General features: G+C 68.5%; 16 protein-coding genes. 9 read left to right on the forward strand and 7 right to left on the reverse strand.

Features of this window, described 5'->3' with window-relative positions:
* Positions 1-5: 5 nt before the first annotated feature.
* Positions 6-236, reverse strand: a complete 231-nt coding sequence (locus G6N16_RS18820; protein ID WP_083033568.1) for an MbtH family protein — start codon at positions 234-236, stop codon at positions 6-8.
* A 194-nt stretch (positions 237-430) separates the two neighbouring features.
* Here G6N16_RS18820 and G6N16_RS18825 point away from each other — a divergent pair, with 194 nt between their 5' ends.
* Positions 431-1,744, forward strand: coding sequence for an IS256 family transposase (locus G6N16_RS18825; RefSeq protein WP_083033565.1), 1,314 nt, complete (start codon positions 431-433; stop codon positions 1,742-1,744).
* Between the two features lie 228 nt (positions 1,745-1,972).
* Here G6N16_RS18825 and G6N16_RS18830 read toward each other — a convergent pair whose 3' ends face one another.
* Both G6N16_RS18830 and typA read right to left on the reverse strand, forming a co-directional pair.
* Positions 1,973-3,880, reverse strand: a complete 1,908-nt coding sequence (locus tag G6N16_RS18830; protein WP_407663701.1) for an ABC transporter family substrate-binding protein — start codon at positions 3,878-3,880, stop codon at positions 1,973-1,975.
* Between the two features lie 83 nt (positions 3,881-3,963).
* Complete coding sequence (gene typA, locus G6N16_RS18835; RefSeq protein WP_083033574.1) at positions 3,964-5,871, reverse strand: translational GTPase TypA; 1,908 nt, start codon at positions 5,869-5,871, stop codon at positions 3,964-3,966.
* Positions 5,872-5,924: 53 nt separating this feature from the next.
* On the opposite strand from typA, the gene G6N16_RS21565 reads away from it, so the two are divergent.
* The 3 genes from G6N16_RS21565 (at position 5,925) to G6N16_RS18845 (ending at position 8,306) form a co-directional block, all read left to right on the forward strand.
* Entirely contained in the window at positions 5,925-6,092 is a 168-nt protein-coding gene (locus G6N16_RS21565) for a hypothetical protein (RefSeq protein WP_165756845.1), read from the forward strand.
* Between the two features lie 129 nt (positions 6,093-6,221).
* Positions 6,222-7,940 carry a BCCT family transporter gene (locus tag G6N16_RS18840; RefSeq protein ID WP_083033572.1) on the forward strand — a complete coding sequence of 573 codons (1,719 nt, stop codon included), beginning with the start codon at positions 6,222-6,224 and terminating at the stop codon, positions 7,938-7,940.
* Positions 7,941-8,039: 99 nt separating this feature from the next.
* Complete coding sequence (locus G6N16_RS18845) at positions 8,040-8,306, forward strand: hypothetical protein (RefSeq protein WP_083033570.1); 267 nt, start codon at positions 8,040-8,042, stop codon at positions 8,304-8,306.
* Here G6N16_RS18845 and G6N16_RS18850 read toward each other — a convergent pair.
* On the reverse strand, positions 8,300-8,710 hold the full coding sequence (locus G6N16_RS18850) for a (deoxy)nucleoside triphosphate pyrophosphohydrolase (protein ID WP_083033561.1): 411 nt from the start codon (positions 8,708-8,710) through the stop codon (positions 8,300-8,302). The genes G6N16_RS18845 and G6N16_RS18850 overlap by 7 nt on opposite strands.
* A gap of 23 nt (positions 8,711-8,733) precedes the next feature.
* Between G6N16_RS18850 and G6N16_RS18855 the strand changes: the two genes are divergently transcribed.
* Positions 8,734-9,027, forward strand: a complete 294-nt coding sequence (locus G6N16_RS18855) for a 4a-hydroxytetrahydrobiopterin dehydratase (protein WP_083033559.1) — start codon at positions 8,734-8,736, stop codon at positions 9,025-9,027.
* Here G6N16_RS18855 and G6N16_RS18860 read toward each other — a convergent pair.
* Entirely contained in the window at positions 8,981-10,273 is a 1,293-nt protein-coding gene (locus G6N16_RS18860; RefSeq protein ID WP_179961275.1) for a mannosyltransferase, read from the reverse strand. The two genes, G6N16_RS18855 and G6N16_RS18860, sit on opposite strands and share 47 nt — an antisense overlap.
* 194 nt (positions 10,274-10,467) lie before the next feature.
* Between G6N16_RS18860 and G6N16_RS18865 the strand changes: the two genes are divergently transcribed.
* The gene (locus G6N16_RS18865; RefSeq protein WP_083033555.1) at positions 10,468-11,112 is read left to right on the forward strand and encodes a hypothetical protein; all 645 of its coding nucleotides are present in this window, start codon (positions 10,468-10,470) and stop codon (positions 11,110-11,112) included.
* Positions 11,113-11,159: 47 nt separating this feature from the next.
* A complete protein-coding gene (locus tag G6N16_RS18870; protein WP_163787925.1) occupies positions 11,160-12,170 on the forward strand; it encodes an Rv1157c family protein in 1,011 nt (336 codons plus the stop codon).
* An 85-nt stretch (positions 12,171-12,255) separates the two neighbouring features.
* On the opposite strand, the gene G6N16_RS18875 is transcribed toward G6N16_RS18870, so the two are convergent.
* A complete protein-coding gene (locus tag G6N16_RS18875; protein WP_083031707.1) occupies positions 12,256-12,834 on the reverse strand; it encodes an HhH-GPD-type base excision DNA repair protein in 579 nt (192 codons plus the stop codon).
* A gap of 90 nt (positions 12,835-12,924) precedes the next feature.
* On the opposite strand from G6N16_RS18875, the gene G6N16_RS18880 reads away from it, so the two are divergent.
* The gene (locus G6N16_RS18880; protein ID WP_083031709.1) at positions 12,925-14,271 is read left to right on the forward strand and encodes an acyltransferase family protein; all 1,347 of its coding nucleotides are present in this window, start codon (positions 12,925-12,927) and stop codon (positions 14,269-14,271) included.
* A 9-nt stretch (positions 14,272-14,280) separates the two neighbouring features.
* Positions 14,281-14,454, forward strand: coding sequence for a DUF5302 domain-containing protein (locus tag G6N16_RS18885; protein ID WP_163787926.1), 174 nt, complete (start codon positions 14,281-14,283; stop codon positions 14,452-14,454).
* Here the strand turns inward: G6N16_RS18885 and G6N16_RS18890 are convergent.
* A complete protein-coding gene (locus tag G6N16_RS18890) occupies positions 14,451-14,894 on the reverse strand; it encodes a PPOX class F420-dependent oxidoreductase (RefSeq protein WP_083031710.1) in 444 nt (147 codons plus the stop codon). The two genes, G6N16_RS18885 and G6N16_RS18890, sit on opposite strands and share 4 nt — an antisense overlap.
* Between the last annotated feature and the right edge of the window lie 57 nt (positions 14,895-14,951).

Here is a 14,951-nt window from a genome sequence, read left to right on the forward strand (position 1 = left end):
TTTTGTTAGGCCCCAGTGGCTCCGGCACGCTCTAGTCTGTCGCGCAAGGACTTTGGTCGAATATCCGGCCAGTTCTGTTCGATGAATTCCAAGCAGGCGGCACGATCGGCTTCCCCGAATACCGAACGCCAGCCCGCCGGAACATCCGCGAAGCTCGGCCACAGGCTGTGCTGCTCTTCGTCATTCATCAGGACAATGAACCTGCCATTGTCATCATCAAATGGATTAACCGCCATATCCCATATCCCTCCCTAAGCGATGGGACCGTCACTCTATCGAAGCCTAGCGGAGCCCGGAGCAATGATCAATACCTGTGGATGAGCCTCGGTGTGGGGGCGTGAAAATGGGCGCACCTTCCCGAGGATGATCATTACGGAATCAGGTATTCGATCAAGACCGGCGTTGGCGCGCTGGTTGGGAAGGTACGCCCATGCTCACCGTAGTTCACGATGGCCAGGAGACCAACGACGAAACCGGCGGACGCTCATTGCTCGATGAGATCGTTCGCGACGGCGCTCGGCAGATGCTGGCCACGGCGTTGCAGGCTGAGGTCGCTGCCTACGTGGCTCAGTACGCCGACCAGCTTGATGACAACGGTCACCGACTGGTGGTGCGCAACGGCTACCACCAAGCCCGTGAGGTGCTGACCGCGGCCGGCGCAGTCGAGGTGAAAGCTCCGCGGGTCAACGACCGCCGCCTCGACCTGGACACGGGCGAACGCAAGCGGTTCTCCTCCGCGATCCTGCCGGCCTGGGCGCGCAAGTCTCCGCAGATGAGTGAGGTCCTGCCGCTGCTGTACCTGCATGGCTTGTCGACCAGCGATTTCACCCCGGCCCTGGAGCAGTTCCTCGGCTCCGGTGCCGGGCTGTCGGCATCCACGATCACCCGGCTGACGTCGCAGTGGCAAGACGAGGCCGCCGCGTTCGGTCGCCGCGATCTGTCGGGCACCGACTACGTCTACCTGTGGGTTGACGGCATCCATCTCAAGGTCCGTCTGGACCAGGAGAAGCTGTGCCTGCTGGTGATGCTCGGTGTGCGCGCCGACGGGCGCAAGGAACTGGTGGCGATCAGCGACGGCTACCGTGAATCGGCCGAGTCGTGGGCCGATCTGCTGCGCGACTGCAAACGGCGCGGCATGACCGCCCCCGTGCTCGCCGTCGGTGACGGTGCGCTCGGGTTCTGGAAAGCGGTGCGTGAGGTGTTCCCGGCCACCAAAGAGCAGCGGTGCTGGTTCCACAAGCAGGCTAATGTTCTTGCCGCACTGCCGAAATCAGCACACCCGTCGGCCCTGGCGGCACTCAAGGAGATCTACAACGCCGAGGATATCGACAAGGCCCAGCTCGCGGTGAAAGCGTTCGAGGTCGATTTCGGCGCCAAGTACCCCAAGGCGGTCGCCAAGATCACCGACGACCTCGATGTGCTGCTGGAGTTCTTCAAGTACCCGGCCGAACATTGGATCCACCTGCGTACGACCAATCCGATCGAAAGCACCTTCGCCACAGTGCGTTTGAGGACCAAGGTGACCAAGGGGCCGGGATCGCGGGTGGCCGGTCTGGCCATGGCCTACAAGCTGATCGATGCCGCCGCGGCCCGTTGGCGGGCTGTCAACGCCCCGCACCTGGTTGCCCTGGTGCGCGCTGGCGCGGCCTTCCACAAAGGCAAGCTGCTTGAGCGTCCCGCCGACATCACGCCGCAGACACCGCCCTCAGACGACGATCAGCACGCCGGGACGGAGGTCGCCTGAAACACCCCGATCCACAGGTATTGACAATTCCTCCGGAGCCCGCAGACGGAACCCATCGTTCGTACGAAAAATGTTTGCAATTGCAACATGTTCTCGTTATTGATTTGATTGCATATGCAACCGTTACCGCCGAGTATTGTTTGCATTCGCAAGGGGGTACGGCGGCGAAATGGCGGGTGAACCGCTGGTCAGCGGCATCCCAGTCCCCGTAACTCGAATTACCGTGTGCTACTGGGGAACTTTGGTCCAGGTGCCCGCGTCGCCGACGATGCCGACCGGAACCGCACCCGTCAGGCTCACGCCCTGTACCGACGGGCCGGCCGCGACGATGGTGGTGTCCTGGATGATCGGCAGCACCACCGACAGGTCCCACAGCTTCGGCTCCACGGCCGCCAGCACCTCGTCCAAGCTGCCCGAACCGCGCAGCGCAGCCTCGATGCTGGGCTGAATGTCGTGATCGCAGATCTGGGTCAGGTTCGACGGCGCCTGCACCAGCTCCCCCGGTGACGGCGCGGGCACCGAGGCACTGGTCTGCGCGGTCGCTGTCGTTGTACTGGGAGTGTGCTGGGAGACAGTGGTTTTCGGTGTTGGCGTGGTCTTCGGCGCCGAGGTTGCCGTCGTCGTCGAGACCGGGCTGGTCGTCATCTGCGGTGCCCCGGAGGTGACCACGGTCGTTGTCTCCAGTGACCGGCAGCCGTACCGCGACGCCAGTGACGTCGCCAGGTCCCCGCCGGCGGCATGCCAGCCCATGATCGCGTCGACCCGGTTGTTCACCAGTGCGTCCCCGTAGAGCGCCACTGGGTCCAGCGCCGACACCGAGGCGTCGATCCCGACGTTGCGCAGCTGGTCGGCCGCGGTGTTGGCCACCGCCACCGCCGTCGGGTCGTTGGCCGCCGCCCCGATCACCAGCGTCAGCTGCTTGCCGTCCTTACTGATGGTGCCGCGCGTCGGCGTCGCCCCCGGCTCGGCCGGCTTGGACTCGTTGGTCACCGTGTAGCCGGCCTTGGCCAGCAGCTCGAGTGCCGCCGGCTTGCCGATCTTGGGCGGCGCGGTCGGCACGTAACCCGGATCCGAGGGCGAGCGCACCTGTGCCTGCGCCAGTGTCACCGTGTTGTCGCTGCCGGCGCCGACGGCGGCCAGCAGGTCGGTGTCCAGCAGCCCCATGATCGCCTTGCGCACCAACAGGTCGTCGAGATGCGGCTGACCGCCGCGCAGGGTCAGCTGCATGACCCGCGGTGTCACGATGCGGTTGGTCCGCACATCCGGGATGGCCGAGAGCTGCGCGAACGCCGCCGCCCCGCCGTGCACCTGGGCGACCTGGGTGTCCCCGATGCGGATCGAATCGGCCAGCGCCGCCGTCGCACCGGCGCGGCGGAACAGGATCAGGTCCGGCACCGCGGGCGGCCCCCAGTACCGGTCGTTGCGGGCCAGCAGGATCTCGTCACGCTGCGGGTCGATGGTCTCCACCCGGAACTGGCCGCCGGTCACCGGCATCACCCGGGCCAGCCCCGCGCCGAAGCCGCCCGGAATGTCCTTGACGATGTGGGCCGGCAGCAGGTCGGCGAACAGCTCGCGCCACGCCGGATAGGGCTGGGAGAACGTCACCACCGCGGTCTTTCCGCCCTCGATGGACTGCACCCCGGTGATCAGGTCATAGCCCGACGGGTCGACCACCCCGGGCTGGCTGACCATCTGGCGCCACAGGTACCAGAAGTCGTCGGCCACAATCGGGGCGTTGTCGGTCCAGGACGCCTCGGGGCGGATCTTGTAGGTCACCGTGAAAGGTTCCTGCGAGGTCACCTCCGCCGACACCAGCAACGTCGGGTCCATCTCCCAGCGCGACCCGGTCGACGTCTTGGGGTCCGGGATCGGCCGGAACGCACTGGGCAGCACCAGGGCGCTGATCGCGGCGCTGACCGGTGACTGGTCGGACAGCAGATGCGGATTGAACCCCGGCCCGATGTTGTCGATACCGACGATGATCTGCGTAGCCTTGGGCTTCGGGGTGGCCGTGCTCACCGGCGTATCGGTGCTCTGCGGGGCCGGCGGCGGGTTGACGGTGCACCCGACCAGCAGCGCCACCGACACCATCGCCGCGGCTCCACGAGCGCGGCGGGCGACGTTTGGCACGGCTATCAGGGTATCGGCACCGCGGCGGGCCCCCCGACCTGGAGGTACCGGCCGTCGCGGCGGCTCGCAGCGGGACACCGACGGGTCCGCTACGCCTTGGCGGCCTGCTTGGCCCGGTTGCGGTTGCGGGCCCGGGTGTTGGCGTCCAGGTCGACCTTGCGCACCCGCACGATCTCCGGGGTCACCTCGACACACTCGTCGGAGGCGCAGAACTCCATCGCCTGCTCCAGATCCAGCGTGAGCGGCCTCGCCAGGGTCTCCATCACGTCGGCCGTCGAGGACCGCATGTTGGTGAGCTTCTTCTCCCGGGTGACGTTGACGTCGAGGTCCTCGGCGCGCGGGTTGATGCCCACCACCTGGCCCTCGTAGGTGTCCTCGCCGGGCTCGACGAAGAACTGCCCGCGGTCGGCCAGCTGGATCATGGCGAACGGGGTGATCGAGCCCGAGCGGTCAGACACCAGCGAGCCGGTGTGCCGGGCCCGGATCTCCCCGGCCCAGGGCCGGTAGCCGTCGAACACGGCGTTGGCGATGCCGGTGCCGCGGGTCAGGGTGAGGAAGTCGGTGCGGAAGCCGATCAGGCCGCGGCTGGGCACGATGAAGTCCATCCGGACCCATCCGGCGGCGTGGTTGGTCATCTCCTCCATCCGGCCCTTGCGCGCGGCCATCAGCTGGGTGATGGCGCCGACAAACTCCTCGGGGCAGTCGATGGTCATCGCCTCGAAGGGCTCGTGCACCTTGCCGTCGATGGTGCGGGTGACCACCTGCGGCTTGCCGACGGTCAGCTCGAAGCCCTCGCGGCGCATCTGCTCGACCAGGATGGCCAGCGCCAGCTCACCGCGGCCCTGCACCTCCCAGGCGTCCGGGCGGCCGATGTCGACGACCCGGATCGACACGTTGCCCACCAGCTCGGCGTCCAGGCGGCTGCGCACCATCCGGGCGGTCAGCTTGTGCCCGGACACCTTGCCGGCCAGCGGCGAGGTGTTGGTGCCGATGGTCACCGAGATCGCCGGCTCGTCGACGGTGATCCGGGGCAGCGCGTGCGCATGCTCGGGGTCGGCGAGGGTGTCGCCGATCATGATCTCCGGCAGCCCGGCGACTGCGACGATGTCGCCCGCGACGGCCTCGCTGGTCGGGGTGCGCTCGACGCCCTCGGTGGCCAGCAGCTCGGTGATCTTGGCGCTGGTGATCACCGGGGCGCCGTCGACCTCGCGCATCCAGGCGACCTGCTGGCCCTTCTTGAGCCGGCCGTTGTAGATGCGGATCAGTGCGAGGCGGCCCAGGAACGCCGAGGCGTCCAGGTTGGTGACCAGTGCCTGCAGCGGGGCCTCCGCGTCGCCCAACGGTGCGGGGATGTGCTCCATCAGCACGTCGAAGAGGGGGTCCAGGTTCTCCCCGTCGGGGTTCTCGCCGTTCTGGGGTTGGCTGGTGCTGGCGATGCCGGCGCGGCCCGAGGCGTACAGGGTCGGCAGGTCCAGGGCCTTCTCGGCGGCGGCCTGGGCTTCCTCGTCGAGGTCGGAGGCCACGTCGAGCAGCAGGTCGTGGGATTCCTCGACGACCTCGGCGATGCGGGCGTCGGGCCGGTCGGTCTTGTTGACGACGAGGATCACCGGAAGGTGCGCGGTCAGGGCCTTGCGCAGCACGAACCGGGTCTGCGGCAGTGGGCCCTCGGAGGCGTCGACCAGCAGCACCACGCCGTCAACCATCGACAGGCCGCGCTCCACCTCGCCGCCGAAGTCGGCGTGGCCGGGGGTGTCGATCACGTTGATGACGGTGACCGTGCCGTCGGGGTTGTGCCGGTGTACCGCGGTGTTCTTGGCCAGGATGGTGATGCCCTTTTCCCGCTCCAGGTCACCGGAGTCCATGATGCGCTCGGTGGCGTCGTCCCCCCGGTGGTGCAGAGCGCCGGACTGCCGCAGCATCGCGTCGACGAGAGTGGTTTTGCCGTGGTCGACGTGAGCGACGATCGCGACGTTTCTAAAGTTGGGGGCAGCAGTCACGGCCCAATTGTCGCAGCGCGGGCCCCCGATCACGAAAACGAGACCCCCGGCCCGTGAAACCCAGCAAGCTCGCCAAGCTCAAGCCGAAGAAGAAATGCTGCCGTTCCAGCACCCGTTGCGGCCGCTGCCCGGTGGTGGTCAGCAAAGTTAGGCGGGCGTCGGAGGCCGGTATCACGGGCAAGGAATTGGAGCGGGTTTTCAAGCAGTCCCGCAAACGCTGAGCCCGCTCGCGTTAGGGTCGACGTCGTCGCACACCGACGGTTTTACCAGGACTGACCTGGCACACGAAACGATGACGAACACGAGGAGGACTCGTGAGCCCGCGCACGCACCGCGACCCGGCACCCTCCCTGCGCGAACGGGTGCTGCGGCCTTGGCGCAGCATCGAACCGGCCGTCTTCGTCCCCGCCTCGGTCATCATCGTGGGGCTCATCGCGTTCGCGGTCGTCTACTCGGCCTCGGCCGCCGACGCGTTCGGCAAGCTCAACCGTGTCATCACCGGCGGGGTCGGCTGGTGGTACGTCCTGGTGGCGACGGGGTTCGTGGTGTTCGCCGTGTACTGCGGGGTGTCGCGCGTCGGCACCATCCGTTTAGGCCGTGACGACGAGACACCGGATTTCAGTTTCCTGGCGTGGCTGGCCATGCTGTTCAGCGCCGGGATGGGCATCGGACTGGTGTTTTACGGTGTCGCCGAACCACTTTCGCACTACATCAGGCCGCCGCGATCGTTGGGCGTGGAGGGCGCCACGGATGCCGCGGCCAACCAGGCGATGGCGCTGACCCTGTTCCACTGGGGCCTGCACGCCTGGGCCATCTACATCGTCGTCGGCCTCGGCATGGCCTACATGACCTACCGGCGCGGACGGCCGCTGTCGATCCGCTGGCTGCTGGAGCCGCTGCTGGGCAAGGAACGTGTCGAGGGCTGGATCGGGCACGCCGTCGACGTCATCGCCATCGTCGGCACCCTGTTCGGCGTCGCCACCTCGCTGGGCTTCGGCATCACCCAGATCGCCGCGGGGCTGGAGTACCTCGGCTGGATCACCGTCACCAACTGGTGGACGGTGATCCTGATCGCCGCGATCACCGCGTTGGCGACGTTCTCGGTGGTCAGCGGCGTCAGCCGCGGCCTGAAGTGGCTGTCCAACATCAACATGATGCTGGCCGGGCTGCTGGCCGGATTCGTCATGCTGGCCGGGCCGACCCTGTTCCTGATGCAGGCCTGGGTGCAGAACCTGGGCAACTACCTCACCTCGCTGCCCGAATTGATGCTGCGCACCGGACCGTTCACCGACGGCCAGTGGCTGGGCAGCTGGACCATCTTCTACTGGGGCTGGTGGATCAGCTGGGCGCCGTTCGTCGGCATGTTCATCGCCCGGATCTCCCGGGGCCGAACCATCCGCGAGTTCGTCGCCGGTGTGCTGCTGGTGCCGACGGTGATCGGCTCGCTGTGGTTCACCGTGTTCGGCGATTCGGCGATCCTGCGCCAGCGCAACCACGGCGACATGCTCGTCGACGGCGCCGTCGACACCAACACGTCGCTGTTCCAACTGCTGGGCGGTCTGCCGCTGGCGACGGTGTCCAGCGTGCTGGCGATCTTCGTGATCGTCTTCTTCTTCGTCACCTCCTCGGATTCCGGGTCGCTGGTGATCGACATCCTGTCCTCGGGCGGTGAGCTGGAACCGCCGGTGGCCACCCGGGTCTACTGGTCGTTCCTGGAGGGCATCGCGGCGGCGATTCTGCTGATCGTCGGCGGCGCCGGGTCGCTGGCCGCGTTGCAGACCGCGGCGATCGCTACCGCCGTGCCGTTCTCGGTGATCATGGTGATCGCCTGCGTGTCGATGCTGCGCGCGTTCCACTACGACCTGGCGACCACTCCGCGGCTGCTGCGCATCTCGGCCCCGGATGGCCTTGTGCCCAAGGCACATTCGTTACGCGATGCGTCCGCAACGCTGGCCGGCCTGGTGGAGGTGCGACGGGTCGCCCCCGGTGACTGTTCGGTGTCCCCGGACACCGGGGAACTCGTCATCATCGAGCGCACCGACCCGCTCGGCGATTCCCGCGGGACGTAGCGGCGTTTTCGCTGGGGTTCCCGGAAATCCGGCGTTGAAGCCGCCCACAACGATCGGAGGGCAGGCGTAGCGTTGAAGTGTCCATTGGAGGTGCAGGTCATGACCGGTTTGGAAGTCGTTGGACTCTTCACAATCACCGTGGTGGGCGCCTTGGCGGTCGGCGCCCTGTTCCTCGGGCTGGCCAACTGGGTCGGCGCGTTCTATATGGTGCACTGCCGGCGATGTCACCACCTGACCGGATCGAACCGCGACCAGCCGGTGGACACCTGCGTGCACTGCCGCCACCCGGTACTCACCCACCCGCTGTATGCGCTGGCACACCGGACGGCGCCGATCCAGGTCCGCCCGGATCCGCTGCACTACTGACGATCGGCAGCCTTTTGGGTGGACAACGCCCGGCGCAGTTCCGGTAACCAGGCCGTGTCGGCGGGCACCCAGTCCAGCCCGTCGAGTTCGGTTGCGCTGACCCAGCGCAACGATCGGTGGTCATGCGGGTACATGGCGCCGGCGGTCCAGGTGACGCGGTAGGCGCGTAGCACCGTCGTCGCATTCAGCGGCACATCGGCGCCCAGGCGCTCCCCGACGGTGACCGTGATGCCCAGTTCCTCGTGCAGTTCCCGTGCCAGCGCCAGCTGGTCGGTCTCCCCGTCGGCGACCTTGCCGCCGGGCAGCTCCCAGCACCCGGCCAGCTCCGGGGGCCGGGCGCGCTGGGCGACCAGCAGGGCGCCGTCGGCGATGAGTGCCCCGGCCACGACGATCACCCGGGGCACGCTACCGGGCGTAGGGTTTGCACATGACTGTGTTGACCGACGCGCAGATCGATGCGGCACTGGCGTCGCTGCCCGGTTGGGTGCACGACGACGGCATGTTGCGTCGCTCGATCACCTTCGACTCGTTTCTCGACGGCATCGCCGCGGTGGACCGGGTGGCCGTACTGGCCGAGGCCGCCGATCACCATCCGGATATCGATATCCGTGGGCGCACCGTCACTTTCACTCTGGTGACGCATTCGGCCGGCGGGATCACCGATAAGGACGTCGCTATGGCGCGTGACATCTCGGCGAGCGTGAACCGCCCGGGAACCTGAACGGCGCCGCGGCCATCCACGCCAGGGTCACCAGCGTCGCGACGATGTACACCAAACCCGCCCAGGCCAGGTACCACGGCCGGTGGACCTCCCAGATGGTCGGCTGGGCGAAGCTGAGCAGCCACGGGATGCCGACGACGATCAGCACCACCCAGATCCAGCCGAGCACCCGCGCCTCGGTGAGGTAGCGGTAGGGGCCGTTGAACAGCCAGATCAGCAGCGGCAGTAGCCACACCCAGTGATGGGTCCAGGAGATCGGCGACAGCAGCAGCCCGAACAGAGTGACCACCAGGATCAGGCCGAGCCGGTCCGGTTCGCCGGGGATTTCGGCCACCGAGCGCCAGGCCCGCCAGGCCAGCAGGGCGGTGAGTGCGATCGCGATGAGCAGCAGCGGCGTGTTTCCGACGTCGTGACCGAGGATCCTCGACAGTCCGCCGCGCCAGGATTGGTTGAACGAGGTGCCGACCGGGCCGATGCGTTTGGCGTCACCGAGCAGGTGGGTGAAGTAGAAGCGCGCCTGCTCCCCGATCACCAGGATCGACACGCCGATCGTTGCGGCGAACGTGACGACGGTGAAAGCCGCTGCCGCCCAGCGTCGTCGGCCCAGCAGGTAGAGGATCGCAACCAGCGGGGTGAGCTTGATTCCGGCCGCCACACCGATCAGCAGCCCGGTGAGCCAGTTGCGGCTTGACCAGATGCCGCCGGGCCTCGTGCTCGCAGAACTGCACTGCTCGCCGAACCCGTCGGTGTAGACCGCGGCCAAGACCATGAGGGTGATCAGCACATTGATCTGGCCGTAGTCGAAGTTGCTGCGCAGCGGTTCGGACCAGATGCCCAGCGCGGTCCAGGCCATGGCGGTGCGTTGTCCGCCGCCGATGCCGAGCAGTCGTTGACTCAGCCGCACCACGCCGTAGAGCGCGGCCATGGTGCCCAGGGTCCAGCCCAGCGCCACCACGCCGAACGGCAGCAGGGTCAGCGGGTAGAAGACCAACGCCGCGAACGGCGGATAGGTGAAGGGCAGCGGGAAGTCCGGGGTCTGGTCTCCGTAGACGTAGTCGTAGAGGGTGCCGGGGTGGTTCAGCGCCTCGGCGCCGCCGAGGTAGACGTGCAGGTCGACGAAGTTCGCGCCGTTGGGCAGCAGGTAGGTCCAGGCCAGCCGCGCGGCCACGCTGAGCACCAGCAGCGCCGGGCCGAGCCGGACCAGCAGCGAGGCGCGGCCCGGTGCCGGGGCGGTTTGCGTGTCGATACGTCAAACCCTATCGGGTCGGTGTGCCGGTCTCGATGGACGCGAAAGCCGGTGCAGTGTAAGCGGGGCGCGCTGTGTCGGTCGTCTCTCGCTTCAGTAACGGTCCCATAAATGCCACACGTGTCACTTGAGTCCCACCAGTAACGCCGTAGCTTCGGCTGCAGACCGCCAAAAACCACGAACTGGGAGAGTCAATGTCACGTATCAAATCGCTGTTCGCCGGGTCCGCCGTCCTGGCGGGTGCGTCGTTAGCCCTGCTCGCCGGCGGTATCGCCAAGGCCGACCCGGAGCCCGCACCGGCCCCGGCCGTGCCCGACCTGAGTGTGATCCAGCAGTTCCTGGATCCGAGCAAGGCTCCGGCCCTGCTGCAGGCCGTCAGCTCGACGCTGGCCGGTGGCGCGCCGAAGGCCACCACCCCGGCGACCACCGGGTTGACCCCGGCCGCCACCACCCCGGCGGCGACCACTCCGGCCGCCACGACCCCGGCCACTCTCGGCATCCCCGGCCTCACCACCCCGGTGGCGACCACCCCGGCCGCCACGACTCCGGCTGCCACCACCCCGGCGACCACCGGCGCCGCCGCGCTGTTGCCGTCGGCTGAGGTGAACCTGCCTCAGGTGCCGGGCCTGCCCGTTCCGCTGCCGCAGACCGTCAGCGTCCCGGGCACCCTGGGTGGGCTGTCCCCCGTCGTCAACCAGGTGACCGCCCCGGCGACCACCGCCGCGACCGTTGCGGCTCCGGCCGTCGCCGCTCCCGCCGCCGTCGCGCCCGCTGCGGCTGCGGCCGTTCCGAGCCTGCCGGCCGCCGGCGCGCTCAACCTGATCTCCGGCCTGCCCTGATCAGTCACCTCGGAATAGCAACCCCTACAACCGGATTGGATACCCCGATGTCCCGGACCAGGAACCTGCTCGCAACGACGGCCGCCGTCGTCCTCGGCGCGGCGTCCACGCTCGCCAACACCGGCGTCGCGTCGGCCGACCCCGCCCCGGCGGCGCCGATCGGCAGCGAGCAGGCTCCTGGGCTGCCGGCCATCGAGGGGCTGAGCCCGATCATCCAGCAGGCCGCGGCCGATCCCAGCGGGGCCGCGTCCCTGCTGATGGCCGCCGCCCGCGCCTTCACCTCCAAGAACGGCGCCAGCGACGACACCAAGAACGTCGCCAACGCCGTCAACACGTTCGTCGAGCCGCAGGCGCACCTGAGCGGCCCGGACGTCATGCCCCCGGGCGTGCCCGCCTCGCAACCGCACGAGATTCCCGCCGGCGTCGTCGCGGGCGCCGAGAGCCACCTGCCGCCGGGCATCAACCCGGCCAACGCCGCCGGCCCGACGGACCCGGCCCCGCAGGCCGCCGCCGAGACGCCGTCCCCCACACCCGCTCCGGCACCTGCTCCGGCACCCAATGCCGTGCAGCCGGTCGCCGCGACCACCCCGGCCCCCGACGGCGCCCCCGCCCCGGCCGCGGCTCCCGCCGCCCCGGCGGCCGCCGACGACGCGCCGGTGACCCAGGACTTCATGTACCCCTCGATCGGCAACGGCTGCCTGGCCGACGGCGGCAACTCGCTGGCCACCGCACTGACCGTGGCCGGCCCGGCGAAGATCCCGACCCCGGGCCCCGGCCCCGGCCAGGCCGCCTACGTGTTCACCGCGGTGGGCACCTCCGCCCCCGCGGAGGTGCAGAAGCTGCCGCTGAACGTGACCTGGGTGAACCTGACCACCGGCAAGTCCGGCACCGCGACACTCAAGCCGCAGGCCGACATCAACCCGCAGGGCCCGACCACGCTGACCGCGATCGTCGACACCGGCTCGGGTTCGATCATGTCGACGATCTTCGGGCAGGTCACCACCACCGAGAAGCAGTGCCAGTTCATGCCGACCATCGGCTCGGCCGTCATCCCCTGACGGCCCTTGAACTAGGGCTTCCCCATCGCAGAACGTGAGGCTGGGCCAACCCCCGCAAGAAGTAGCCCCCACGGTCGGCGGGAGCTCAGCCCTTTGCGGCTTTGGCGGCGGCTTTCATCTGCTTCTTGTAGCTGCGCACCTCATCCAGTGACGCGCGGTCGCGCACGTCGGCCACCGACATGTGCACACCGTCGCGACCGTAGTCCCCGGCCGCCTCGCGCCAGCCCGGCGCGGTCAGGCCGTACTGCTTGCCCAGCAGGGCCAGGAAGATCCGGGCCTTCTGGTCGCCGAACCCGGGAAGCGCCTTGAGCCGCTTGAGGATCTCCCGGCCGTCGGGATCACCGGCGGTCCAGATCCGGGACGCGTCGCCGTCGTACTCGTCGACGATGATCCGGCACAGGTCCTGGGCCCGCGTGGCCATCGACCCCGGAAACCGGTGCACCGCCGGGGTTTCGGCGAACAACGCGGCGAACGTCGCCGGGTCGGCGTCGGCGATCGCGGCCGCGTCCAGCCCACCCATCCGGTCATACAGCTTCTTCGGCCCGGCGAACGCCACCTCCATGGGTATCTGCTGATCCAGCATCATCCCCAACAACAGCGCCAACGGGTCGGCGGTCAACAACGCGTCGGCGTCGGGATCCTGGGTGAGCTGCAGGCGAGACATTCCGCCAGTCTAGATCCGGGCTCACGCGACCGCGGCGAGCTGTCACACTGGGGACAATTACTCAACGGAGACCGCCATAGGTTGACTCCCATGCCCGCATTCACGCGTTTCCCCAGCCCCGCCGAGGTCGCCGCGCAGACCCCGCCCGACCGCGACCGCGCGATCGACGTCATCCGCATCGTGTCGCTGATCGGCGTGGTGCTCGGCCACACCATCATGGCCACCAGCGCCATCGAGGGCCAGGTGTTCCACTGGGACAACCTGCTCACCACCTCGACGGTGTTCCAGGCGCTGACCTGGGTCCTGCAGATCATGCCGCTGTTCTTCTTCGCCGGTACCGCCGCCAGCGTCGGATCCTGGACGCCCGGTTCGTCCTGGGGTGGGTTCCTGCTCAACCGGTGCACCCGGCTGTTCCGGCCGGTGTTCTACTACCTGGCGTTCTGGGCGGTGTGCCTGACGGTGCTGCACCGGCTGCTGCCCGACTACGTCTACCGCCCGATCGCCGGCATCTCCACCCAGTTGCTGTGGTTCCTCGGCGCCTACGTGCTGGTGTTGGCCGCGATCCCGCTGCTGGCCCGGATCACCACGGTCCGGCGGCTGGCCGTCGCCGTCACGATCGGCTACCTGATGGTCGCCGTCGTCGACGCGGTGCGGATCAACGTCGAGGGCACCGCGATGCTCGGGTACCTGAACATGGCGGTCTGGCTGATTCCCGGCATGTTCGGCGTGGCCTACCGGCGCAAGCTGCTCAGCGGCCGCCACGCCCTGATGCTGGCCGCGATGATGTTCGTCGTCGACCTCGCCCTACTGCGGTTCGGCCCCTACGAGCTGAGCCTGGTGGGTATCGACGGCATGCGGCTGCCAAACATGACGCCGCCGTCGCTGCTGCTGGCCGGACACGCAATCGTGTTGTGCCTGTTGGCGATCGCCGCGGCCCCGGCCATTAACCGCTGGGCGCAGCGGCCCCGGGTGTGGCAGCTGACGGCGATCGGCAACTCCGGCGCGATGACGCTGTACCTGTGGCACATGCCGGCCCTGCTGCTGATGCACCTGGCGTTCGACTACGCGGGCCTGCCGCGGCATCCCGGACACCCGTACCTGGCGGAGCTCAGCGTCCTGCAGTCGCTGATCATGCTGGTCGCCGTCGGGGTGCTGTTCGTGGCGCTGCGACCGCTGGAGAGCCGCCCTCTGCCGGGCTGGGACGGCGGCGTGGTGCGCGAACCCGGGCCGCGCAGCGCCGCCGTCGGGACCCTGCTGTGCCTGGCGGGGCTGGCGCTGCTGGTGTCGATCAAGTGGGGCCTCAAGGACGACGGCGTGTACTGCACCGCCGTCATGCTCGCCGCGCTGTGCGGGGCCCGGTTGCTGGCTCGCCCGACCGTCGCCGATTCATCGGGACACGCGGCCCTCCGGGCTGAATCGGGGAGCACGTCGCGTTAGGCTGCGCCTATGGCCAAGCATGAGATGCCCGAGCCGGAATCCCAGCGCAAGTTCCGCGAAGCGCTGGAACGCAAGAACGAGAAGTCCGCCTCGGGTACCGCGCACCAGGACGCCGGCGCCGGTCACAACAAGGCCCACGGCCCGGTGGAGAACCGCCGCAACTTCCGCCGCAAGAGCGGCTAGCGGCGCCCCGGGGGCATCCCGTACAGGTGCGTAATCGGCAGCCTCAGCAGCACCCGCCGGTCGGTCACCATCGCCTGGCGGTACTCGTCCCAGTCCGGATGCTCACCGCTGATGTTGCGGTACAGCTCGACGAGCGCCTCCACGGTGGCGTCGTTCGGGTCGGCGGCCGGGGCGCTGAGCACCGCATCCCCCTCGGCGACCGCATAGGCCCAGCCGTCGTCGGCCGACACCAGGATCGAGGCCCGCGGATCGCGGCGCAGGTTGCGCGTCTTGGCCCGCGGCTCGGTGATCGACACCGCGATGGTCGTCTCCCGCGGATCGAAGTAATACGACACATTCGACAGCTGCGGGCGGCCGTCGCGTTTGATGGTCGCCAGCACCCCCAGCGAGTTCCCGCCGATCACGGCCAACAGCTTGTCGTCGAACACGTCGCGGCTCATGCTTCGAGCCTACTGACCCGCAGGCGACCCCACTAGCATCGTGGGAGAAGGAGTCGC

It is taken from the genome of Mycolicibacterium insubricum (assembly GCF_010731615.1).
GTDB lineage: Bacteria > Actinomycetota > Actinomycetes > Mycobacteriales > Mycobacteriaceae > Mycobacterium > Mycobacterium insubricum.